Below are 21421 nucleotides of genomic sequence, written 5' to 3'. Positions count from 1 at the left end.
CCATCAAGCCCGTGACTGGAACAGCATGGGTGCATCCCGACCTCCCAGACACCCATGGCGTTCCACCCACGCCCCTCCCAGCCCACGAGTGGAACACCATGGGTGCGACCGGACCCTGCAGACACCCATGGCGTTCCACCGAGGCGGGGATGCCGGCTTTGGAGACACCTGTGCCGCCGGGACGCCGTGCCATGCGGACTCTTGAGAGCGGGGGGACGGGTCAGGGGTGTGGGGTCAGCACGTTTGTGGTGAGGGCGTCGCGGATGCTCCCGATCACCCCGTCGAGCGGGCCGCGCCCGGTGAAGCCCGCCGCGAACCGGTGCCCGCCGCCACCCAGCGCCACCGCCACCCGGCTCACGTCCACCGCGCCCTTGCTGCGCAGCGAGACCGCCCATTCGGCGTCCCCGGACTGCTTGACCACACAGCTCACGTCCGCCTCGGCGGTGCAGCGCACCGAGTCGATGAGGGCTTCCAGCACGTATGCCGGCTGGTCGTGGCGGGCCAGGTCGTCGCGGGTCGCGTACGTCCAGACGAGACCGTGCCCGGCGGCGGCCGCCGGTTCCAGCGTGGCCCGGCCGAGTACCTCGCCGAAGAGTCGGACCGCACCGAACGGGCGGGTGTCGAAGACTCGCCGGGAGATGTCGCCCGGGCGGATGCCGGTGGCCAGCAGTCGCGCGGCCATCTCGTGCACGGCCGGGGTGGTCGCCTCGAAGCGGAACGAGCCGGTGTCGGTGGTCAGCGCGACGTAGAGCCCGGTCGCCGTCTCCGCGTCCAGCGGCACCCCGAGCCGGTCCAGCAGCCCCAGCGCGACCACGGAGGTGGCCGCGGCGTGCGGGTCGACCAGGTTGACGCCGCCGAAGCCGGTGTTCGAGGCGTGATGGTCCAGCACCAGCGACGCGCCCGCCCGGCCCAGCCGGTCGGCCAGGTCGCCCAGCCGGGACTCGCTCGCCGCGTCGAAGCAGATCACCAGGTCCGGTGCGGGGTACGCGTCGTCCTGCGGCACCAGCAACTCGACGCCGGGCAGCCAGCGGAACGGTTCGGGCAGGTCCGCCGGCCCCGGGAAGGTTGCCTGGAGGTGTCGCACCCCCAGCCGGCGCAGGCCCAGCCCGAACCCGAGCATGCTGCCGAGGGCGTCCCCGTCCGGGTTGACGTGGCAGATCAGCAGCACCCGCGCGTCGTCGGCGAGCCCGCGGACCGCCGCGACGGCAGCCGCCCACGCGGCGTCGGTGGGACCGCCGGCGGCCGGCACGCTGTCCCCGACGGCCTCGGTCACCGGCGGTCGCCGCCGCGCGGCTCGCCGTCCGCAGACGACTCGTCCGCAGACGACTCGCCCGCAGACGACTCATCCGCAGACGACTCATCCTCGGTCGACTCGTCGTCCTCGTCGACCCGGTACGGCTGGGCGTCGCCCGCGTACGAGGACGTGGCGGCCAGGCGCTGCACCTCGGCGTCGGCGGTACGCGCGGCCGTGAGCAGGTCGTCGATGTGCTTGACCTGGTTCTGCACGTCGTCGAGGACGAACGTCAGCGTCGGCGAGTGCCGCAGCCCGAGCGCCTTGCCGACGGTGCTGCGCAACATCCCCTTGGCGCTCTCCAGTGCGGCGGCGGTGCTCGCCTGGGCGGCCGCGTCGCCGAGCACGGTGTAGAAGACGGTGGCGTCGCGCAGGTCGGCGGTGATCCGGGCGTCGGTGATCGTGATCATGCCGAGCCGAGGGTCCTTGATCTGGCTCCGCACCACCGACGCGACCAGTTCACGGATGCGCTCCGCGTGCCGGCGTACCTTGGCCGGATCCGACATGTCCCCCACCTCCACGTTGACTGTTCCTACGGCCCGGCGCGGCTGACGCCGCGGTCGGGAGCCGCCGGCCGGGGACGGCGCCGGGCGCCGCCGGGCCCGACCGCCCAACGNCGGGCGTCACGCGGCACCGCCGGGGTGCCGCGCGACGCGCCGACGGCGTCAGTCGTCCGCGCCGTGCAGGCGGCGGCGCACCGACAGCAGCTCGGTCTCCGGGCGGGCGGCGACCATACGTTCGCAGGAGTCGAGCACCTCACGGACGTGGGCCGGCTCGGCGGCCACCACGGCCACCCCGATCTCGGCCCGACCGTGCAGGTCGAGCGCGCCGACCTCGGCGGCCGACACCTCGAACTTGCGCAACGCGGCGACGATCGGCCGGACGTAGGACCGCTTGGCCTTCAGGGACCGGGAGTCACCCGGCAGCAACAGGTCGAACAACGCGGTTCCGGTATACACGGCGAGCAACGGTACGCCCCGCCAGGCCACCGGTCACCCGGTTATGGCGCGGTCGCGACCAGCACGTCCCGCTCGATGGCCTGGTCGACCCGGTGGCACAGGTCGCGAAAGCCGGGCCCGTCAACCACGCGCAGGCCGGCGGCGGTCAGCACCGCCTCCGCCTCCGCGCGCGGCGCGACGTGCGTGTTCCAGGACAACCCGAGCGCCCCGCCGGGCCGCAGCAGCTCCCGCCACACCGGTACGGCGGCGGTGAGCAGCTCCAGAGGGCTACGGGACAGGCCCTGGCCGGTGCGGCTGCCGTGGGCCACGCCGTACGGGGCGTCGGTGACGATCACGTCGGCGCACCGGGCCCGCAACGCCTCCCGGGCTCGGGTGGTGTCGGTGTTCAGCACGGTGATCCGTTGGGTGACGCCGGCCCGGTGCTCGTCCCGGGAGGCGGAGACGACGGCCTCGAATCGGCGGGCGACCAGCTTGCGGTCCCGGCGCACCGACGTCGTCTCCGCCGTGTGCTTGAGCCGCTTGCGGCGCAGCCAGGTGCGCAGGAACGCCCCGTACGCCTCCACGTCCTGGCTGTCGCGTTCGACGCCGATGCCGTCGTAGCCGTACATGAGCGCCTGGTTGAGCGTGGTGCCCCGGCCGCAGAGCGGGTCGAGCACCACGAGCTGCCCGTCCAGCATCCGGGGTGCGGAGGCGGAGGCGAGCACCGTCACGTTGAGCAGCAGCCGGGTGAACTGCTCGTTGGTCTTGCCGGCGTACTTGGGGATGGTGATCAGGTCGGAGTCGTAGCGGGCCAGCGGGTGCAGTGCCACCGGGCGGAGCAGGTCGTCGCCGACCCGTTCGAAGAGGGCGTACGCCGCCGACAGGTTGGCCAGGTGGGCCAGGTCCCGGGTGCCGAGGCCGGGCTCGGGGGCGGTGAAGGTCAGGTACTCCACCCCGCCGATCCGGTGGACGTCGGCGTCGGCCGGGGGCACGTCGAGCACCCCGGAGCCGGCGAACACGGCCAGTTCGGCGCGGGCCAGCCGGGCGGCCGCGTCGGCGTAGACGCGGTTGGCGGAGGGGGCGAGGAGCAGCGCGTACCCGATCACGTCGGAGATTGTCGCAGCCTGCGCAGACGGCGACGGCCGGGGCCCGAAGGCCCCGGCCGTCGACCGGTCGTGCTCACCACTCAGGCGCGCGGCTTCTCCCGCATCTCGAAGGTCTCGATGATGTCGCCGACCTGGACGTTGTTGTAACCGCCCAGCGTCAGACCACACTCGAAGCCTTCGCGGACCTCGGTCGCGTCGTCCTTGAACCGCTTCAGCGAGCTGATCGTGAGGTTGTCCGCCACGACCGACCCGTCCCGCAGCAGCCGCGCCTTGGCGTTGCGGCGGATGAGACCGGACCGGACGATACAGCCGGAGATGTTGCCGATCTTGGACGAGCGGAAGACGTCGCGGATCTCCGCGGTGCCCAGCTCGACCTCCTCGTACTCCGGCTTGAGCAGACCCTTGAGCGCGGCGTCGATCTCCTCGATGGCCTGGTAGATGACCGTGTAGTACCGGATCTCCACGCCTTCGCGGTCGGCGATCTCGCGGACCTTGTTGGCGGCCCGCACGTTGAAGCCGATGATCGTGACCGCCTCGGACGAGGCGCTCGCGAGCATGACGTCGCTCTCGGTGATCGCACCCACGCCCCGGTGGATGATCCGAAGCTGGACCTCCTCCGGGATGTCGAGGTTGAACAGCGCGTCCTCGAGCGCCTCCACGGAACCGGAGACGTCGCCCTTGAGCACCAGGTTGAGCGAGGTCTTCTCGCCCTCCTTGAGCTGCTCCATGAGCGTTTCGAGGGTGGCCCGGCCGCGGGAGTTGGCGAACGAGGCCGCCCGCCGCCGTGCCTGCCGCTGCTCGGCGATCTGCCGCACGGTGCGGTCGTCCTCGGCGGCCAGGAAGGTGTCACCCGCACCCGGCACCGTGGTCAGACCCAGCACCATGACCGGACGCGCCGGCCCGGCGTAGTCGACCGGCTTGCCGTTCTCGTCCAGCATGGCCCGGACCCGGCCGTGCGCCCCACCGGCGACGATGGAGTCACCCGCCCGCAGCGTGCCCTTCTGCACCAGCACGGTCGCCACCGCACCGCGGCCCTTGTCCAGGTGCGCCTCGATGGCGACACCCTGCGCCGGCCCGTCGATCGGAGCGGTCAGCTCCAGCGACGCGTCGGCGGTCAGCAGGACGGCTTCGAGCAGCTCGTCGATGCCGATGCCGGGCTTGGCGGCCACGTTCACGAACATGGTGTCGCCGCCGTACTCCTCGGCGACCAGGCCGTACTCGGTCAACTGCTGGCGGACCTTGTCCGGGTTCGCCTCCGGCTTGTCGACCTTGTTGACCGCGACCACGATCGGCACGTCCGCCGCCTTGGCGTGGTTGAGCGCCTCGATGGTCTGCGGCATCACGCCGTCGTCCGCCGCCACCACCAGGATCACGATGTCCGTCACCTGGGCACCACGGGCACGCATGGCGGTGAACGCCTCGTGACCCGGGGTGTCGATGAAGGTCACCGCGCGGTCCTCGCCCTCGTGCGGGACGTGGACCTGGTAGGCGCCGATGTGCTGGGTGATGCCACCCGCCTCGCCGGCCACGACGTTCGCCTTGCGGATCGCGTCGAGCAGCTTGGTCTTACCGTGGTCGACGTGACCCATGACGGTCACCACCGGCGCACGGCTGACCAGGCGGTCCGCCGCGACCTCGGCGTCGAGGTCGATGTTGAACTGCGCGAGCAGCTCGCGGTCCTCGTCCTCCGGGCTGACGATCTGCACGTCGAAGCCGAGGTGCTCACCCAGCAGCAGCAGGGTCTCGTCGGAGCACGACTGGGTCGCGGTCACCATCTCGCCCAGGTTGAACATCTCCTGGACCAGCGAACCCGGGTTGGCGTTGATCTTGTCGGCGAAGTCCGACAGCGAGGCGCCACGGGACAGCCGGACGACCTGACCCTGACCGCGGGGAGCACCCGAGGACATGGTCGGGGCCGACAGGTTGTCGAACTCCTGTCTGCGCTGCTTCTTGGACTTGCGACCACGGGTCGGCCGGCCGCCGGGACGCCCGAAGGCACCCGCCGCGCCGCCGCCACGGCCACGACCACCGCCACCGGGACGACCGCCGCCACCGACCGGGCCACCCGGACGGAAACCGCCGCCGGGAGCACCGCCGCCGCCACCACCGGGACCACCGCGGTAGCCACCACCGGTGCCGGTGCCACCGCCGCCACCGGGACCGCCACGGTAGCCACCGCCACCACCGCCGCCACCGGGACCGCCACGGAAGCCACCACCGGTGCCGCCACCGGGACCGCCGCGACCGGCGCCGGGGCCGCCGCGACCGCCGCCGGGACCGCCGGGGCGGCCCGTGGTCGGGCGCTGGCTCGGCATCGAGGCCGGGCTGGGCCGCGGCGGCATGGACGCCGGGCTGGGCCGCGGCGGCATGCCGGCCGGGCTGGGACGGGGACCGCCCGCACCGGCGGCCGGGGGCCGCTGCTGCTGTTGCTGGCCGCCCTGGATGCCGAACGGGTTGTTGCCGGCGCCGCGCGCCGGCGGACGACCGCCGGGCCGGGCGCCGGGGCCCTGACCCGGGCCACCGGGCCGAGCGGCCGGGGAACCCGGACGCGGCGGCATGGCGTTGGGGCCGGGACGCGGACCCGGCCGGGGGCCGCCCTCGGCCGGGGGCTCCCGGCGGACGGTCTCCCGCTGCTGCTGACGGGCGGCCTGGGCGGCCTTGACCGCGGCCTCCTGCTCAGCCTTCAGCGCGGCGGCACGCGCCTCGGCGGCCGCCACTTCGATGTCGTGGGCGCTCGCCGGCTTGGCGACCGGGGCCGCCGGCTGCGGCGGGCCGGGGACCGGGCCCTTGGGCCTCGGTCCAGGGGTCGGCGCGGCCGGACGCCGGGGCGGCATCGGTCGGGCCGAGACCCGGGGGGCGCCCGGGGTCGGGGTGGGTGTCGGGGTCGGTGCCGGGCCGCTGGGAGCGGCCGTCGGCGGGGCGGCGGGCGCCGGCGAACCGGCGGACGCCACGAACGCGTTCCGCAGCCGTCGGGCGACAGGCGCCTCGACGGTGCTGGACGCGGACTTCACGAACTCGCCCATCTCCTTGAGCTTGGCGAGAACGGTCTTGCTCTCGACCCCGAGCTCCTTGGCGAGCTCGTGTACGCGGGCCTTTCCTGCCACTGCACTCCTCACTCCGAGGTCGTGCGGGCAGCACCCGCAGCGACCTCACTCGTGCACTTGAAGCCTGGTCATTTCAGGGACTTCATCGTGTGCTCATGTCGGTCGTCCTACCTTGCTAGCGACCCTCGACCGGTCGGGCTGACCGGTCGTCGGGGGTTGCGCGTCGACGTGCTCCGCGAGCGCACCGTGGTCGGGGACCCCGGCGAGGCGCAGTGCCCGCCCGAAGGCGCGACGCCGCACCGCCTGCGCGAAGCAGGCCGGATTGGGGTGCATGTTCGCTCCCCGACCCGGCAGTCTGCGGGCCGGATCGGGCCGGAGGCTGGTCTGACCAGCCTCGTCACCGACCGCGACGACCCGCAACAACTCGCTGGCCGGCGCTCGCTTCCGGCAGCCCACACAGGTGCGCTCCGGCAGCTCGCGTCGTGCCACTGAAGAAGTCTACCCCTAGCTGCTCGAGATCGCTCCGCCCGGCTCCCGTACGTGATCAGCTCCGCCCCGGGCGGGCTGCTCCGCGTCGGACCGGATGTCGATGCGCCAACCGGTCAACCGGGCTGCCAGGCGGGCGTTCTGCCCTTCCCGGCCGATCGCGAGGGAAAGCTGGAAATCCGGGACGGTGACCCGGGCGGTGCGGGTGGCCAGGTCGACCACCTCGACCCGTAGGGCCTTGGCCGGCGAGAGCGCGTTGCCGACGAAGGTGGCCGGGTCGTCCGACCAGTCGATGATGTCGATCTTCTCGCCGTGCAGCTCGCTCATCACCGCGCGGACACGCTGGCCCATCGGGCCGATGCAGGCGCCCTTGGCGTTGACGCCGGGGGTGGTCGAGCGTACGGCGATCTTGGTGCGGTGACCTGCCTCACGGGCGATGGCGCCGATCTCCACCGTGCCGTCGGCGATCTCCGGCACCTCCAGCGCGAAGAGCTTCTTCACCAGCGCCGGGTGCGACCGGGACAGCGTGATCTGCGGACCGCGCATGCCCTTGGCGACGTGCACGACCACGCAGCGGATCCGCTCGCCGTGCTCGTAGCGCTCGCCCGGGACCTGCTCGGACTGGGGCAGCACGCCCTCCAGCTTGCCCAGGTCGACGCTGACGATGCCCTTCTCCCGGCGGGTCTCGTGCGCCTGCACCACGCCGGTCACCAGGTCGCCGTCGCGGCCGACGTACTCGCCGAAGTGCACCTCGTCGGTGGCCTCCCGCAGCCGCTGGAGGATCACCTGCTTGGCGGTCATGGCGGCGATCCGGCCGAAGTCGTGCGGGGTGTCGTCCCACTCCCGGGTGACCGTGCCGTCCTCGTCCAGCTCCTGGGCGTAGACGGAGGCGGCCCCGGACTTGCGGTCGATCTCCACCCGGGCGTGCGACTCGGCGCCGTCGGTGTGCCGGTAGGCGGTCAGCAGCGCGGTCTCGATGGCCGCGAGGATCGTGTCGAACGGGATCTCCCGCTCGCGCTCCAGGGCGCGCAGCGCCGCGAGGTCGATGTTCACCTCTCCTCGTCCTCCAGATCTTCGTCGTCGTCGATGTCGGTGTCGTCACCGAGGTCGGCCTCGTCCAGGCGGGTGAACTCCACCTGGATCCGGCCGGGCCCCAGTTGGGGGTACGGGTGAGCGGTGGCGCCGGCGTCGGTCTCCAGCTCCACGCGCTCGTCGTCGGCGGCCGTGATCCGGCCGGTGAGCTGCCGGTCGCCGGCGTCACCGCGCACGGTGACCTTGACCAGCCGGCCGACGTTGCGTCGCCAGTGCCGGGGCAGCGTCAACGGGCGGTCCACGCCGGGCGAGCTGACCTCGAGCTGGTACTCACCGGCGACGATGTCGCCCTCGGCCTCCTCGGCGGCGTCCAGCGCCGTCGAGACCGCCCGCGAGACGTCCGCGACGGCGTCCAGCGTGATCCCGCCGTCGGCGTCCACGATCACCCGGACCACGTGCCGCCGGCCGGCCCGGGAGACGGAGAGGTCCTCGAGGTCGTACCCGGCGGCGGTGATCACCGGCTCGATCACCTCGCGCAGCCGGGCCCGGCGCGCGGCGAGGTCGCCGCGGGGTGCGCCGGCCCGGTCCGTGCCGCGGGGGCCGTCGGACCGGCGGGGCCGCCCGGCGGGGCCCGTCGACCGGGTGGCACGGCCACGCTGCGTCATTCGGCGCACCTCTCTGCTGTTGCCACGCCCCTGTCGGGTCGTGTTGTCCCACGCCGACGCGGGCGGTCGGCCCGCCATGCCGGCACGCCACCGGGGCGTCCGCGTCCGGTGGCTGCGCAGAGCGTAACGCCTGGGCCGCGCGGCGGACCCGGCGGCGCACCGACGACCCTGCCCCACGGGGCGGCTCGCATGGTGTTGACTTGTCCGGTGGGGACGGGCAGAACACTATCCAAGCAGGGCAGAGCGGGGCATTCCCGGCGGGGCCTGCTGCGCGCCGGGGCGCTGGTGGCGCTCGGCGGCGTGGCGACGCCGTTGACCGGTTGTGGTCTTCTCGACCGCGACGACGCGCCGCCGGAGCCGGACGCGCTGGAGCCGCTGGTCGCCGAGTCGCTGGCGTTGGAGGCCCGGCACCGGGCCGCCGCCACCGCCGTCCCGGCGCTGGCCGGCCGGCTCAATCCGATCGCCGACGCGCACCGGGCGCACGCCGACGAGATGCGCCGGATGATCGGCCGGCCGGCGCCCTCCGGCACGCCGACTCCCGGCCCGTCCGGCTCACCGGTCACCGGCCGGGCGGCCGTGCTCACCGAGCTGCGCCGGGCCGAGCAGCAGGGCCAGACGAACGCGGCCAGGGCCTGCGCGGCCGCGCCGGCCGAGCGGGCCGCGATGCTCGGCTCGATCGCCGCGGCGCGGGCCACCCACGTCGAGGCGCTGGCATGAGCGAACGCACCGAGCGCAGCGAGGGCCGTGAGCACATGCCCGATCGGCGCAGCGTGAGCCCGGCTCCCGGGCCGACCCAGGTCCTCGCCGACGCGCTCGCCGCCGAGTACGCGGCGATCTGGGCGTACGGGGTGATCGGCGTGCACCTCGCCGACGCCGCCCGCACCGCCGCCCGGGCCGCCGAGGCGGCGCACCGGTCCCGGCGGGACGCGCTGCTCCTCCAGCTCGCCGAGGGCGCCGGGCAGGTGCCGGCCGACCGGGCCGGCTACGCGTTGCCCTACCCGGTGACCGACCGGGCGGCCGCGCTGCGACTGGCCGTGGAGATCGAGGAGCGGACCGCGGGCCACTGGCGGGCCGCGCTGCCGCACACCACCGGCGCCGACCGGAACACCGCCCTCGCCGCGCTGACCGACTGCGCGCTGCGGGCGACCCGCTGGCGGCGTACGGCCGGGGTGAACCCGGTCACCGTCCCGTTCCCCGGTCGGCCGGCCTGAGCGCGAACGACGGTCACCCCGCGGAGCGCCCCGGTTGCGGGCCGCATACCAGGTATGCATACTCCAGGCCATGTCCATCCGCCACGGTCTGCTCGCCCTGCTCGAACGCGGCCAGATGTACGGCTACCAGCTTCGCGCCGCGTTCGAGGAGTCGACCGGGTCGACCTGGCCGTTGAACATCGGGCAGGTGTACACCACGCTGGCCCGGCTGGAACGCGACGGCCTGGTCCGCCCGCTGCCGGAGAACGAGGGCGGGCAGCGGCCGTACGAGATCACCGACGCCGGGCGGGCGGACCTGGCGCTGTGGTTCGCCACCCCGATCAGCCGCGCCGACCGCCCGCGCGACGAGCTGTCGATCAAGCTGGCGCTGGCGCTGACCACCCCGGGCGTGGACGTCCGGGCGGTGGTGCAGACCCAGCGCAGCGCCACCATGCGGGCCCTGCAGGAGTTCACCCGGTTGAAGTACACCAGCGACAAGCCGGAGGATCTGCCCTGGCGGCTGGTGCTGGACGCGATGATCTTCCAGACCGAGGCCGAGGTGCGTTGGCTCGACCACTGCGAGACCAGCCTGGTGCGCCACCGGCCGGCACCGGGCCGGCCGATCGCCCACCCCGAGGCGGTGGACCGGGCCGCTGACGAGGCCCGCCGGTGACCGGGAGGTCGACGGAGATGGACGGGGTGCTGGAGCTACGCGACGTGCACCGGACGCACGGCGTCGGCGAGGCCGCGGTGCACGCGCTGCGCGGCGTCAGTCTCACCGTGCGGGCCGGCGAGCTGGTGGCGGTGATGGGCCCCTCCGGTTCCGGCAAGTCCTCCATGCTGGCGCTGGCCGGCGGTTTGGACCGGCCCACCGGCGGCGAGGTGCTGGTCGAGGGCGAGGCGCTCGGCGGGCTGCCGGCCCGCGCGCTGGCCCGGCTGCGCCGCCGCCGGATCGGGTACGTCTTCCAGGATTTGAACCTGCTCGGCAGCCTGACCGCGGTGGAGAACGTGGCGCTGCCGCTGGAGCTGGACGGCACCGGGGTGCGGGCGGCCCGCCGGTTGGCCCTGGACGCGCTGCGCGAGGTGGACGTCGCGGGTCTGGCCGACCGCTTCCCCGACCAGATGTCCGGCGGCCAGCAGCAGCGGGTGGCGATCGCCCGGGCCCTGGTCGGCGAGCGCCGGCTGGTCCTCGCCGACGAGCCGACCGGAGCGTTGGACTCGCAGGCCGGCGAGGCGGTGCTGCACCTGCTTCGTCGCCGGGTGGACGCGGGAGCGGCCGGGGTGCTGGTCACCCACGAGGCCCGGCACGCCGGCTGGGCGGACCGGGTGGTGTTCCTGCGCGACGGCGTGCTGGTCGACTCGACCGCCCCGCTGATCGGCGTGGAGCACCTGCTCAGCGGCAGCGGCCGGTGACACCGGGTCGGTTCGCCGCGGCACATGGCTCGTGGCGTACCGCGTTGCGGATCGCCCACCGGGAGGCCCGCCGGTCCCGCCGGCGCACGCTGCTGGTGCTGGTGATGATCGCGCTGCCGGTGCTGGGGCTCAGCTTCGTCGCGGTCAGCTACGACATGGCCGAGCTGACCCGGTCGGAGCGAATGGAGCGCCGGCTCGGCGCGGCCGACCTGGAGCTGCGCTGGGCCGGGCTCACCCCGATCGGCCAGGATGCCTGGGGTGAGGCGTCCTGGCCGATCGAGGGCGATCCGGTGCCCCGGACCCGCCCGGTCGACGCCGGAGAGCTGCGGGCGCTGCTGCCGACCGACAGCCGGGTCGCCCGGGTGCGGTGGTGGATGCCGTTCGACACCCGGATCGGTCATCGCACCGAGTCGATGGAGGCCCGCGCCCTCGATCTGACCGACCCGCTGCTCCGCCCGTTGGCCCGGGTGCGGGAGGGTCGGCCGCCGGTCCGCCCGGACGAGATCGCGGTCAGCCCGGCCGCGTTGCGCCGGCTGCACACCCGTATCGGAGCGCTGGTGCGCACCACCGACGGCACGCCGTTCCGGGTGGTCGGGGTGGTCGAGTTCCCGGACAACCTGGGCGAGGTGGTGACGCGCGCCGGTGTGACCCCGGAGGTGCCGGGGATTGAGGAGAGCTGGCTGGTCGACCTGCCCGGGCCGATGGACCCGGCGCTGGCCGACCGGCTGAACCCACAGGGCATCCAGGTGGCCGCCCGGACCCCGCTGCCCGGGCGGCAGGAACTCGGCCGTGGCACGCCGGCGGCGGACGTCGAGTCGACCGGCGTGTCCGTGCTGGTCGGCGGGCTGGGCCTGCTGGAGGTGGTGCTGCTGGTGGGTCCGGCCTTCGCGGTCGGCGTACGCCGCCGACGGCGGGACCTCGCGCTGGTCGCGGTGGCCGGCGGCGACGCGGTGCACCTGCGCCGGATCGTGCTCGCCGACGGGGTGGTGCTCGGTGCCGGCGGGGCCGCCCTCGGGCTGCTGCTCGGCGTCGGGACCGCGTTCGCCGGCCGGTCGCTGGTCGAGCAGTACGTGAACGGGGAGCGCTTCGGCGCGTACCGTATCTTTCCCAGCGCGCTGGCCGCGATCGCCGCGGTCGCGGTGCTGGCGGGGGTGCTCGCGGCGCTCGTGCCGGCCTGGACCGCGGCCCGGCAGGACGTGGTGGCCGGCCTGGCCGGCCGGCGCGAGGCCCCCCGGCCGCGCGGCCGCTGGCTGCTGCTCGGCGCGTTGCTCACCGTCGCCGGCACCGCCCTGGCCGCGTTCGCCGCCGCCCGGTCCTCGCAGATCGGGGTGCTGGCCGGCGTGGTCCTCGGCGAGCTGGGCCTGGTCTTCTGCACGCCGACGCTGGTCGGGCTGCTCGCCCGGGCCGGCCGGCTGCTGCCGCTGACACCCCGGCTCGCGCTGCGCGACGCCAGCCGCAACCGGTCCTCGGCCGCGCCGGCCATCTCGGCGGTGATGGCGGCGGTCGCCGGCAGCGTGGCGCTCGGCGTCTACGTGGCCAGCGACGACGCCCGGCAGCGGGCGCTGTGGCAGCCCGGCCTGCCGCCGGGGCATGTGCTGCTTCAAGAGACCAGTCGCGGCGCGGGCCCGCTGCCGGCCGGCGAGGTCACCGCCCGGGTACGCGCGGTGCTGCCGGACGCCACCGTGGTGCCCGTCGCCACCGCCGAGTGCGCCCGCCCCGCCACGCCCGAGGACTACTGCATCGCCACCGCGTCGCGCCCACCCGGGGAGCGTTGCCCGTACGGCCCGTACGAGCCGGGCCCCGCCTCGCTCCGGGACGACCCCCGCTGCGTCCGCCCGTTCCGGGAACCGAACGACGTCTCGCTGCCGGCCCTCGTGGACGACGGCGGTGCGTTGCCCGCGCTCACCGGCGCCCCGGCCGACGAACTGGCCGCCGCGCGACGGACGCTCGCCGCCGGCGGCGTGGTGGTCACCGACCCCGGCCAGGTGGAGGACGGGCAGGTCCGGGTGGAGGTCAACAACAGCACCGGCGCCCCGACGACCACGCGCCTCCTGCCCGGGCACGCGCTGCGCGGCGGCCTGCCGGTGGACCGGCTGGTGCTCTCCTCCGCCGCCGCGACGGCGCTCGGTCTGATCCCGCAGCCGATGGGCTACCTGGTGGACACCGCCGAGCCGCCCACCGACCGGCAACGCGAGCGGCTGATCGACGAGCTGTCCGAGTTCCCGTCACTGTCCGTCCAGGTGGCGACCGCGGACCCGCCCGTCGACCAACGTCCGCTGCTGCTCCTGCTGGCTGCCGCGTCCGGCGTCATCACGCTCGGCGCCGCCGCGGTCGCCACCGGCCTGGCCGCCGCCGAGGGCCGCCGGGACCTGTCCACGCTCGCGGCGGTCGGCGCCGACCCTCGGGTACGCCGGGTGCTGTCCCTCTGCCAGGCCGGGGTGATCGCGGGGCTCGGCTCGGTGCTGGGCATCGTGGCCGGACTCGGCTCCGCGGCCGTCATCCTGGCCGCGCTCAACCAGCGGTACGCGGAGTCCTGGCCGGTGGAGCCGGCGTTCCCGATGACCGTGCCCGGCCTGACGATGGCCGTGCTGGTGGTGGTGCCGCTGGTGGCGATGCTCGGCGCGGCCCTGCTCACCCGCTCCCGCCTGCCCGTCGAACGCCGCCTGGACTGAGGTCTGACCGACTCCGGGTCGCCGAAGTGGCGGTATGAGGGTGAGCGGGATGCCGCCACTTCGACGAGCTGGCACGGGCCGGCCGTGCGGAGGGGTGACGGGGCCGGACGGGGGCGGCAGACTGGGCGGGTGTCCGCCCTGGGATCCCTCACCCGCCGCCTCGGTCACCAGCAGTGGTTCGCCACCACCATGCGCCTGCTCGTCCCCGCCGACCGGCTGATCGGCCGGCTGACGAAGGGGCGGGTGGTCGCCTTCGGGCTGGTGCCCACCCTCGTGCTCACCTCGACCGGTCGCCGTTCCGGCAAACCCCGCAGCAGCCCGCTGCTCTACGTCCCCGACGGGGACACCTTCGTGGTGATCGGGTCGAACTGGGGGCAGCAGCATCACCCGTCGTGGACGTTCAACCTGCTCGCCGAGCCGGCTGCCGAGGTCGACGTCAAGGGCCGGCGGATCCCGGTCCGCGCCGAACAGGTCACCGGCGCCGAGCGGGAGCGCCTGTTCCGCCGGCTGGTCGAGGAGTGGCCGGCCTACCGGACGTACGTCGAGCGGGCCGGCGGCCGCGAGATCAAGGTCTTCCGCCTGGTTCCCGCCTAGGCGAGCGCGGCCCGCGCCCGCGGGGAGGCGTGCGACGCCGGCTCGGCGAAGTGGTGTGATCCGAGGCAAGCCGATACCGCAACCTCGGCGTACTGGTATCGATCACCTGGCTGACCCCGCACGAACAGGCGGTCCAGCGGCGTGCCGGGACGTCGGCGTCAGCCGAGGCCGCCGCCGACCCCGATCACCGCGCCGATCAGATAGGTCGCACCGGCCGCCAGCGCGCCCAGCAGCAACTGCCGCAGCCCGCTGGTCCACCAGGAGCGGTAGGTGAAGCGGGCCACGACCGCCCCGGCGACGAAGAGCCCCACCCCGCCCACAGCGAGCGCCAGCCACAGGCTGGTGGCACCGAGCAGGTACGGCAGCAGCGGCACCAGCGCGCCGATCGAGAAGCAGACGAACGACGAGACCGCCGCCGCCCACGGGCTGGGCTGGTCGTCGGGGTCGACGCCCAACTCCTCCCGGACGTGCACCCGCAGCGCCTCCTCCGGGTTGCGCCGTACCGCCTCGGCGACCTGGGTGGCCAGGTCGCGGGGCAACCCGCGGGCGACCCAGGCGTCGGCCAGTTCGCGGGCCTCCGCCTCCGGGTGCCGTTCCAACTCCCGCCGTTCCTTGGCCACCTCGGCGGCCACCTGCTCGTTGGCCGAACGGACGCTGGTGTATTCACCGAGGCCCATCGAGATGGCGCCGGCCACCAGGCCGGCCGTGCCGGTGAGCACGATGCTGTGCGGGGACACCCCGCCGCCGCCGACACCGGCGATCAACGCGATGTTGGTGACCAGGCCGTCCATCGCGCCGAAGACGGCCGGCCGCAGCCAGCCGCCGGACACGTCCGCGTGGTGCGCCTCACGCAGCGCCGCCGGGGTCTCGGTCACGGCAGGGTCAGGATCTCGTAGCCGTCGTCGGTCACGACGATGGTGTGCTCGAACTGGGCCGTCCACTTCCGATCCTTGGTGACCACGGTCCAGCCGTCGTCCCACGTGTCGTACTGGTAGGTGCCGATGGTGATCATCGGCTCGACGGTGAACGTCATCCCCGGCTCCATCACGTCGGTGGGCCGCGGGCTGTCGTAGTGCGGCACGTAGAGGCCGCTGTGGAACGCCTCGCCGATGCCGTGGCCGGTGAAGTCGCGGACCACGCCGTAGCCGAACCGCTTCGCGTACGACTCGATCACCCGACCCATGACGTTGATCTGCCGACCCGGCGCGATCGCCTTGATGCCGCGCATCATCGCGGTGTGGGTTCGCTCGACCAGCAGGCGGGCCTCCTCGCTCACCTCGCCGACGCAGAAGGTGGCGTCGGTGTCGCCGTGCACCCCGTTCAGGTACGCGGTGACATCGACGTTGACGATGTCGCCGTCGCACAGCTCGGTCGAGTCCGGGATGCCGTGGCAGATCACCTCGTTCACGCTGGTGCAGCAGGACTTCGGGAAGCCCTTGTAACCCAGCGTCGACGGGTAGGCGCCGTGGTCGCAGAGGAACTCGTGCACCACCCGGTCGATCTCGTCGGTGGTCACCCCCGGCTTGCAGTGCTCACCGGCGAGCTGGGTGGCCTGGGCGGCGAGCCGGCCGGCGACACGCATCCGCTCGATGGTCTCCGGTGTCTGCACATGCGAGCCGCGCCACGGGAGCGGGCGCTTCTTGCCCACGTACTCCGGGCGCGGGATGTGGGCGGGGACCGCTCGCCACGGGGAGAGCGTGCCGGGGGTCAGCGGCGCACGGACGGTCATGTCCACAGCCTATCGCCGGGCCCCGGGGTGACCCCGGCCACGGCGGCTCCAGGCAGGTTGTTGCCGTACCGCAAACGCTGTGCCATTGTTGCTCCGTGGATCAAGGGGGCGCGCCGCCCGTCTTTTCCGTGACGGCGGAGAGCGACGGTGACCGGCTTCGCGTCCTGGTCACCGGCGAGGTCGACATGGCGACCGCCGACACCATGTTCCAGACCGCGCTACGCGACACCGCCCGGCACCTCACCCTCGACCTGCGGGCGGTCACCTTCTTCGACTCGGCCGCGATCCACGCGGTGGTCCGGCTGGCGCAGCGGTTCCCGGGCGGTCTCACCGTGCTGCCGTCCCGGCAGGTCCGGCGGGTGCTGGAGATCTCCGGCCTGGGCGAGCAGGACTGGCTGGCCGACGGCTAGCTGGTAACGACCGTGCTCGGTGGTCAGTTCTGGCCGGGGCTCGCGATGGGCAGTCCTGCTTCCTTGGCGCATGCGAGCGGCCGCCGGTCGTAGGTGACGAAGGCAGTGAGCGCCGTGCCGGACTCATTGGTCTACACCTGGGCGGTGGCCAGGTGGATGGCGTCGAGGCTGCGGAGCGCCGGATCGGCGAACGCGGCCGCAGTCGCAGGGATCGTGCTGTCGATCTCCAGTCGGAAGAGCCGGCCAACGGCAGCGGGCACCCAGATGTTCTACAGTTCCAGCTCCTGGTGACACGTCGTGGACTATGTGTCCGCCAGCCGGCGTCGCAGCGTCAACTCGGTGCCGTCCTCGGTGCGGGTCACGCTCATCTCGCCCAGCGCCTGGATCAGCGCCAGCCCGCGTCCCCGGAAACTGGAGCCGCTGGACTCGCGCCACCGGCCGCTGTCCCGGATCGTGGCGGTCACCGTGCGGTCGACGATGGTGACCTCCACCTCGATCGTCGACTCGACCGGGTCGACCGGGTGCTCGATCGCGTTCGCCGCCGCCTCGGAGACCGCCACGGTGAGGTCGAACAGGTCGGTCTCGCCGACCTGGTGGGCGGCGAGGAAACCGTCCAGCCGCTTGCGCAGCACGCTGAGTCGGGTCGGGTCGGCCGGCAGTCGCAGCGCGAACCGGTTCAGCTCGGCCGCCTCCAGCGCCAGCACCGCCACGTCGTCGTGGCGGGGCCGCCCGACGACCCGCGCCACCACCGCGTCCACCAGGTCGGCGACGTGCTCGCCACGCCCGGTCGCGTCGGTGCGGAGCTGGTCGAGCCCGACGTCGATGCCCGCCTCACGGTCCTCGATCAGGCCGTCGGTGTAGAGCAGCAGCCGGCCGCCGGGGGCGAGTTCACCCTCGATGGTCGGGTAGACGGTCCCGGGGATCGCCCCGATGGGCGGTCCGAGCGCCCGATCGTGCAAAAACGCCACGGCGTCTCCTCGGATCAGCAGGGGCGAGGGGTGGCCCGCGCTGGCGTACCGGAGCTGGCCGGTGCGCGGACAGAAGCGGAGGCAGACCACGGTGGCGAAGGAGCCGCCGCCGGTGGAGTGGACGAGCCGGTTGAGCCGGGTCAGCGCCTCACCCGGGTCGTAGCCCTCCAGGACGTACGCCCGCAGCGCGTTACGGAGCTGGCCCATCGCGGCGGCGGCCCGCACGCCCTTGCCGACCACGTCGCCGATGACCAGCACCAGCTCGTCGTCGGGGGTGCTCACCGCGTCGTACCAGTCGCCGCCGACCTCGACGTCGGCGCTGCCGGGCAGGTAGCGGCTCGCCACCACCGCGCCGGGCAACTGCGGCAGGGTACGCGGCAGCAGGCTGTGCTGGAGCGTGGTGGCGATCCGATGCTCGGCCTCGTAGAGCTGGGCGTTCTCCAGCCGTACGCCGACCAGCCGGGCCAGCTCGGTCAGCGCCGCCTGCTCGGTGCCGCCGCCCTCCCGACGCCACACCCGCAGTTCGCCGAGCTGCTCACCGGTGGTGCCGGTGAGCGGCAGCACCACGGACGGCTCGGCGGGCAGGTCCCCGCCGGCGTCCTCCTCGTGTCGGGCGCCGGTGGCGGTGACCAGCACCCGGCCCGCCTCGGCGAGGGTGAGCGCGTGGTGCGCGGCCACCCGGACCACCTCGGCGGTGGACCGGGCGGTGTTGATCGCCACCGCGGCGTCGGCCAGCGCCCGCAACCGGCGGATGATCTGCCCACGGAGCTGGCCCAGCTCCACGTTGGCCCGCACCCGGGCGACCAGCTCGGGGCTGGAGAACGGCTTGGTCAGGTAGTCGTCCGCGCCGGCGGAGAGGCCGGCGATCTCCTCGGCCGCCCCGGCCCGGGCGGAAAGCAACACGATCGGCACGTACCGGGTGACCGGGTTGGCGCGCAGCGCGGCGACCAGCCCGAAGCCGTCCAGCCGAGGCATCATCACGTCGGTGAGCACCAGGTCGAACGGGGTCTCGACGGCCAGCCGCAACGCCTCCACCCCGTCCGGGGCGGTCACCACCTGGTAGGCCGGGGCGAGCAAGCGGCTGACGTGCTCACGCAGGTCCGGGTTGTCGTCGGCGACCAGGATCCGGCCGGCGCCGCCCGGCATCCCGGACGGCTCGGGCAGCCCGGTCGGCCGCGCCACCTCGTCGGTCCAGAGCGCCGTCTCGGCGACGTAGAGCCGGGCCTGTTCCGGCTCGCCCCGCGACACCGGGGACAGCGCGGACACCCGGTCGGCGGGCAGGTGCGCGTACCCGAACGGCACGGTCACCGTGAAGGTGGTGCCCCGCTCGACGACGCTGCGCGCGGTCACCGTGCCGCCGTGCATCTCGACCAGCTCGCGGACCAGGGCGAGCCCGATGCCGGTGCCCTCGTGCGTGCGGGAGCGCGCGTCGGGCACCCGGTGGAACCGCTCGAAGACCTGCGGCAGCTCGTCCGCCGCGATGCCGACGCCGGTGTCGGCCACCTCCAGCACGGCCACCCCGTCACCGGAGCGGACCCGGACCAGGATCTCGCCCTCGAAGGTGAACTTGACCGCGTTCGAGAGCAGGTTGAGGACGATCTTCTCCCACATGTCCCGGTCCACGTAGACCGGCGCGGGCAGCGGTGGGCAGTCCACCACCAGGCGCAGCCCGGCCCGCTCGGTGACCGAGCGGAACGTGCTGGCCAGTCGGGAGGTGTGGTCGGACAGGTCGGTGGGCTGGTAGCGGGCGGCCAGCCGGCCGGACTCCAGCCGGGAGAAGTCGAGCACGGTGTTGACCAGCTTGAGCAGCCGCAGCCCGTTGCGGTGCATGACGGTCAGCCGCTCGGTGTAGTGCTGAGGCAGGCCCCGGTCGGCGAGCAGGTCCTCCAGCGGGCCGAGGACCAGGGTGAGCGGGGTGCGGAACTCGTGGCTGACGTTGGCGAAGAAGTTGGTCTTGGCCCGGTCCAGCGCGGCCAGCTCGGCGGCGCGGGCGCGCTCGTGCTCGTACGCCCGCTGTTTGCCCACGGCCCGGGAGACCTGGGCGGCGACCAGGTCGACGAAGTCGCGGTAGTCGTCGCCGAACGGCAGCCGGCGGGCGACCCCGAGCAGCAGCACCCCGGCCGGCTCGTGGGTGGCGGTCAGCGGCAGCAGCAACGCCTGGTCGGCGGCGTCCGGCGGCACCGCGCCGGGCAGGTCGGCGGTGGCGATCCAGCGCGGCGCGGTCAGCGGCTCGTCGGCGGTCGGCCCCGGCCAGCCGGCGATCGCGGTCGCGTCCACCCCGGCGCAGCCGGCCAGCGCGGCGGTGCCGTCGGCGTCGTAGAGCCAGATCGCGTTGAACGGCACGTCCGCGCGGTGCGCGTCGAGCACCCGGGCGACGGCCCCGCCCAGCTCACGCGTGCTCGGCACGTCGCCCAGCTCGTCGCCCAGCTCGGCGAGCGTCCGCAGCCGCCGCTCGCCGAGCACCCGGCCGGTGGTCTCGTTGACGAAGCAGAACACCCCGCTGACCGCGCCGTCCGCGTCGCGGATCGGGTCGTACGAGACGTCGAAGTAGACGTCCTCCAGGAAGCCGTGCCGGTCGAGCACGAACGGGTGGTCCTCGCCCCGGTACGGCACGCCGGTGCCGCGCACCCCGTCCAGCAGCGGACCGAGGACGTCCCAGGTCTCCGCCCAGTGCAGCCGGGCGGACTGCCCCAGCACGGCCGGGTGCTTGTCGCCGATGGTCGGCCGGTAGGCGTCGTTGTAGAAGGCCAGGTGCTGCTCGCCCCAGAACACCACCATCTGGGCCTGGGACGCCAGCATGGTGCTCACCGCGTGGCAGAGCGCTGCGGGCCAGGCGTCGGGGGTGCCGAGCGGGCTGGTCGACCAGTCGAAACCGCGCAGCCGCTCCCCCATCTCGCCGCCGGCGGCGAACGCCGCGGTCAGCAATGGTGGTAGCGCCACCGCGTCGGCCGCCGGGGACGAACGACCGACGTCCCCGCCCCCCTGGGCCGAGCTCATGCAGCCTCCCGCTCCGGCCATATCCGCGACGGCCGGCGCGTCCGCGCCGACCGTCCCCGCCTACTACCCCGGCGGAGGAGCAACGTAACGCATCCGGCTCCGCGAGCGCTGGTTACCTCCGCCTCATCCTGTCGTAACCGGTGGGCCGGGGCGAGTCGGGCCGGTCCGCCGGGGCTCGGGCTGTGATCTGCCCGACATCGCGGCCCGGACCAGGGCGGCGACCGGCCGCGGGTCGGGCTCGTTCTCGGGATGCCACTGCACGCCGAGCACGAAGCTCCGCGCCGGGTCCTCCACCGCCTCCACCACGCCGTCGTCGGCCCAGCCGGTGACGGCCAGGCCGCCGGGGTCGGCCACCGCCTGATGATGGTACGAGTTGACCCGGTCCACCCCGGCCATCACCGCCCCGGCCCGACTGCCGGCGGCGAAGCGCACCGGGTGCCACCCGTAGACGCCCGGGGCGGGGCGGTGCCGGTCGTGGCCGACCACGTCCGGCAGGTGCTGGTGCAGGGCGCCGCCGTAGGCCACCGCGAGCAGCTGCATGCCCCGGCACACGCCCAGCACCGGCAGGTCCGCCACGAGCGCGGCGGACAGCAGCGCCAACTCGCCGGCGTCCCGCTCCGGCCGGGCCTCGGTCCGCGGGTCGGGCGACCGGCCGTACCGCTCCGGGCCGACATCCGCGCCGCCGGCCAGCAGCAGCCCGTCCAGCAGGCCCAGCACGTCGGCGTCGACGTCGTCCGGCGGCAGCACCACGGCCCGGCCACCGGCCGCGGTCACGGACCGGACGTACGCGTGCGGCACGAGCGTCGCCGGGACGTCCCGCCACACCGCCCAGCCGGCCGGCTCGACGTACGCGGTGACGCCGATCACCGGCCGCCTANCCAGCTCC

20 protein-coding genes are annotated in these 21421 nt (G+C 74.2%); 7 read left to right on the top strand and 13 right to left on the bottom strand.

From position 1 onward, the window contains the following. Positions 1-220: 220 nt before the first annotated feature. From B1205_RS20570 to rimP, 8 genes are all read right to left on the bottom strand, one after another. Positions 221-1273 carry a DHH family phosphoesterase gene (locus tag B1205_RS20570; RefSeq protein ID WP_089157044.1) on the bottom strand — a complete coding sequence of 351 codons (1053 nt, stop codon included), beginning with the start codon at positions 1271-1273 and terminating at the stop codon, positions 221-223. Continuing rightward, a complete protein-coding gene (gene rbfA / locus B1205_RS20565; protein ID WP_089157043.1) occupies positions 1270-1797 on the bottom strand; it encodes a 30S ribosome-binding factor RbfA in 528 nt (175 codons plus the stop codon). The genes B1205_RS20570 and rbfA overlap by 4 nt, the downstream gene beginning before the upstream one ends. A gap of 159 nt (positions 1798-1956) precedes the next feature. Further along, the gene (locus tag B1205_RS20560; RefSeq protein WP_089157120.1) at positions 1957-2250 is read right to left on the bottom strand and encodes a DUF503 domain-containing protein; all 294 of its coding nucleotides are present in this window, start codon (positions 2248-2250) and stop codon (positions 1957-1959) included. A gap of 41 nt (positions 2251-2291) precedes the next feature. Next, the gene (locus B1205_RS20555) at positions 2292-3335 is read right to left on the bottom strand and encodes a TRM11 family SAM-dependent methyltransferase (RefSeq protein ID WP_089157042.1); all 1044 of its coding nucleotides are present in this window, start codon (positions 3333-3335) and stop codon (positions 2292-2294) included. 80 nt (positions 3336-3415) lie between these two features. Further along, positions 3416-6439: a translation initiation factor IF-2 gene (gene infB / locus B1205_RS20550; protein WP_089157041.1), complete on the bottom strand. Its 3024-nt coding sequence runs from the start codon at positions 6437-6439 to the stop codon at positions 3416-3418. Between the two features lie 93 nt (positions 6440-6532). Next, positions 6533-6868, bottom strand: coding sequence for a YlxR family protein (locus B1205_RS20545; RefSeq protein WP_089157040.1), 336 nt, complete (start codon positions 6866-6868; stop codon positions 6533-6535). 15 nt (positions 6869-6883) lie between these two features. After that, the gene (nusA, locus tag B1205_RS20540; RefSeq protein WP_089157039.1) at positions 6884-7918 is read right to left on the bottom strand and encodes a transcription termination factor NusA; all 1035 of its coding nucleotides are present in this window, start codon (positions 7916-7918) and stop codon (positions 6884-6886) included. Then, positions 7915-8562 carry a ribosome maturation factor RimP gene (rimP, locus tag B1205_RS20535; protein WP_089157038.1) on the bottom strand — a complete coding sequence of 216 codons (648 nt, stop codon included), beginning with the start codon at positions 8560-8562 and terminating at the stop codon, positions 7915-7917. The genes nusA and rimP overlap by 4 nt, the downstream gene beginning before the upstream one ends. A gap of 264 nt (positions 8563-8826) precedes the next feature. Here rimP and B1205_RS20530 point away from each other — a divergent pair, with 264 nt between their 5' ends. The 6 genes from B1205_RS20530 to B1205_RS20505 all read left to right on the top strand — a co-directional run bounded on the left by B1205_RS20530 (position 8827) and on the right by B1205_RS20505 (position 14431). Next, positions 8827-9279, top strand: a complete 453-nt coding sequence (locus B1205_RS20530) for a hypothetical protein (protein ID WP_176308706.1) — start codon at positions 8827-8829, stop codon at positions 9277-9279. A 35-nt stretch (positions 9280-9314) separates the two neighbouring features. After that, on the top strand, positions 9315-9773 hold the full coding sequence (locus B1205_RS20525) for a ferritin-like domain-containing protein (RefSeq protein WP_089157119.1): 459 nt from the start codon (positions 9315-9317) through the stop codon (positions 9771-9773). Positions 9774-9843: 70 nt separating this feature from the next. Then, positions 9844-10425: a PadR family transcriptional regulator gene (locus tag B1205_RS20520; protein WP_089157036.1), complete on the top strand. Its 582-nt coding sequence runs from the start codon at positions 9844-9846 to the stop codon at positions 10423-10425. A gap of 17 nt (positions 10426-10442) precedes the next feature. Then, positions 10443-11165 (top strand): ABC transporter ATP-binding protein, encoded by a 723-nt coding sequence (locus tag B1205_RS20515; RefSeq protein ID WP_089157035.1) that lies wholly within the window; start codon positions 10443-10445, stop codon positions 11163-11165. After that, positions 11162-13837 carry an FtsX-like permease family protein gene (locus tag B1205_RS20510; protein ID WP_089157034.1) on the top strand — a complete coding sequence of 892 codons (2676 nt, stop codon included), beginning with the start codon at positions 11162-11164 and terminating at the stop codon, positions 13835-13837. The genes B1205_RS20515 and B1205_RS20510 overlap by 4 nt, the downstream gene beginning before the upstream one ends. A 129-nt stretch (positions 13838-13966) precedes the next feature. After that, a complete protein-coding gene (locus B1205_RS20505) occupies positions 13967-14431 on the top strand; it encodes a nitroreductase family deazaflavin-dependent oxidoreductase (protein WP_089157033.1) in 465 nt (154 codons plus the stop codon). Positions 14432-14589: 158 nt separating this feature from the next. Here B1205_RS20505 and B1205_RS20500 read toward each other — a convergent pair whose 3' ends face one another. Together B1205_RS20500 and map are read right to left on the bottom strand one after the other, a co-directional pair. Next, positions 14590-15306 carry a VIT1/CCC1 transporter family protein gene (locus B1205_RS20500; RefSeq protein ID WP_089157032.1) on the bottom strand — a complete coding sequence of 239 codons (717 nt, stop codon included), beginning with the start codon at positions 15304-15306 and terminating at the stop codon, positions 14590-14592. Then, positions 15303-16160, bottom strand: coding sequence for a type I methionyl aminopeptidase (gene map / locus B1205_RS20495; protein WP_089157031.1), 858 nt, complete (start codon positions 16158-16160; stop codon positions 15303-15305). Before map ends, B1205_RS20500 begins: the two co-directional genes overlap by 4 nt. Before the next feature lie 95 nt (positions 16161-16255). On the opposite strand from map, the gene B1205_RS20490 reads away from it, so the two are divergent. Next, on the top strand, positions 16256-16570 hold the full coding sequence (locus tag B1205_RS20490; protein ID WP_140158111.1) for an STAS domain-containing protein: 315 nt from the start codon (positions 16256-16258) through the stop codon (positions 16568-16570). 131 nt (positions 16571-16701) lie between these two features. Here the strand turns inward: B1205_RS20490 and B1205_RS31910 are convergent, their stop codons facing one another. From B1205_RS31910 to B1205_RS20475, 3 genes are all read right to left on the bottom strand, one after another. Next, positions 16702-16830 (bottom strand): hypothetical protein, encoded by a 129-nt coding sequence (locus B1205_RS31910; protein ID WP_254910061.1) that lies wholly within the window; start codon positions 16828-16830, stop codon positions 16702-16704. 42 nt (positions 16831-16872) lie between these two features. Beyond that, the gene (locus B1205_RS20480) at positions 16873-20535 is read right to left on the bottom strand and encodes a SpoIIE family protein phosphatase (RefSeq protein ID WP_089157030.1); all 3663 of its coding nucleotides are present in this window, start codon (positions 20533-20535) and stop codon (positions 16873-16875) included. Between the two features lie 123 nt (positions 20536-20658). Then, positions 20659-21402: a gamma-glutamyl-gamma-aminobutyrate hydrolase family protein gene (locus B1205_RS20475; protein ID WP_254910060.1), complete on the bottom strand. Its 744-nt coding sequence runs from the start codon at positions 21400-21402 to the stop codon at positions 20659-20661. Between the last annotated feature and the right edge of the window lie 19 nt (positions 21403-21421).

Source organism: Micromonospora sp. NBS 11-29 (genome assembly GCF_002140155.1).
In the GTDB taxonomy this organism is placed as follows: Bacteria; Actinomycetota; Actinomycetes; order Mycobacteriales; family Micromonosporaceae; genus Micromonospora.
The sequence above is the reverse complement of the archived record's forward strand: the minus strand, read 5'-3'. Positions and strand labels throughout refer to the sequence as shown.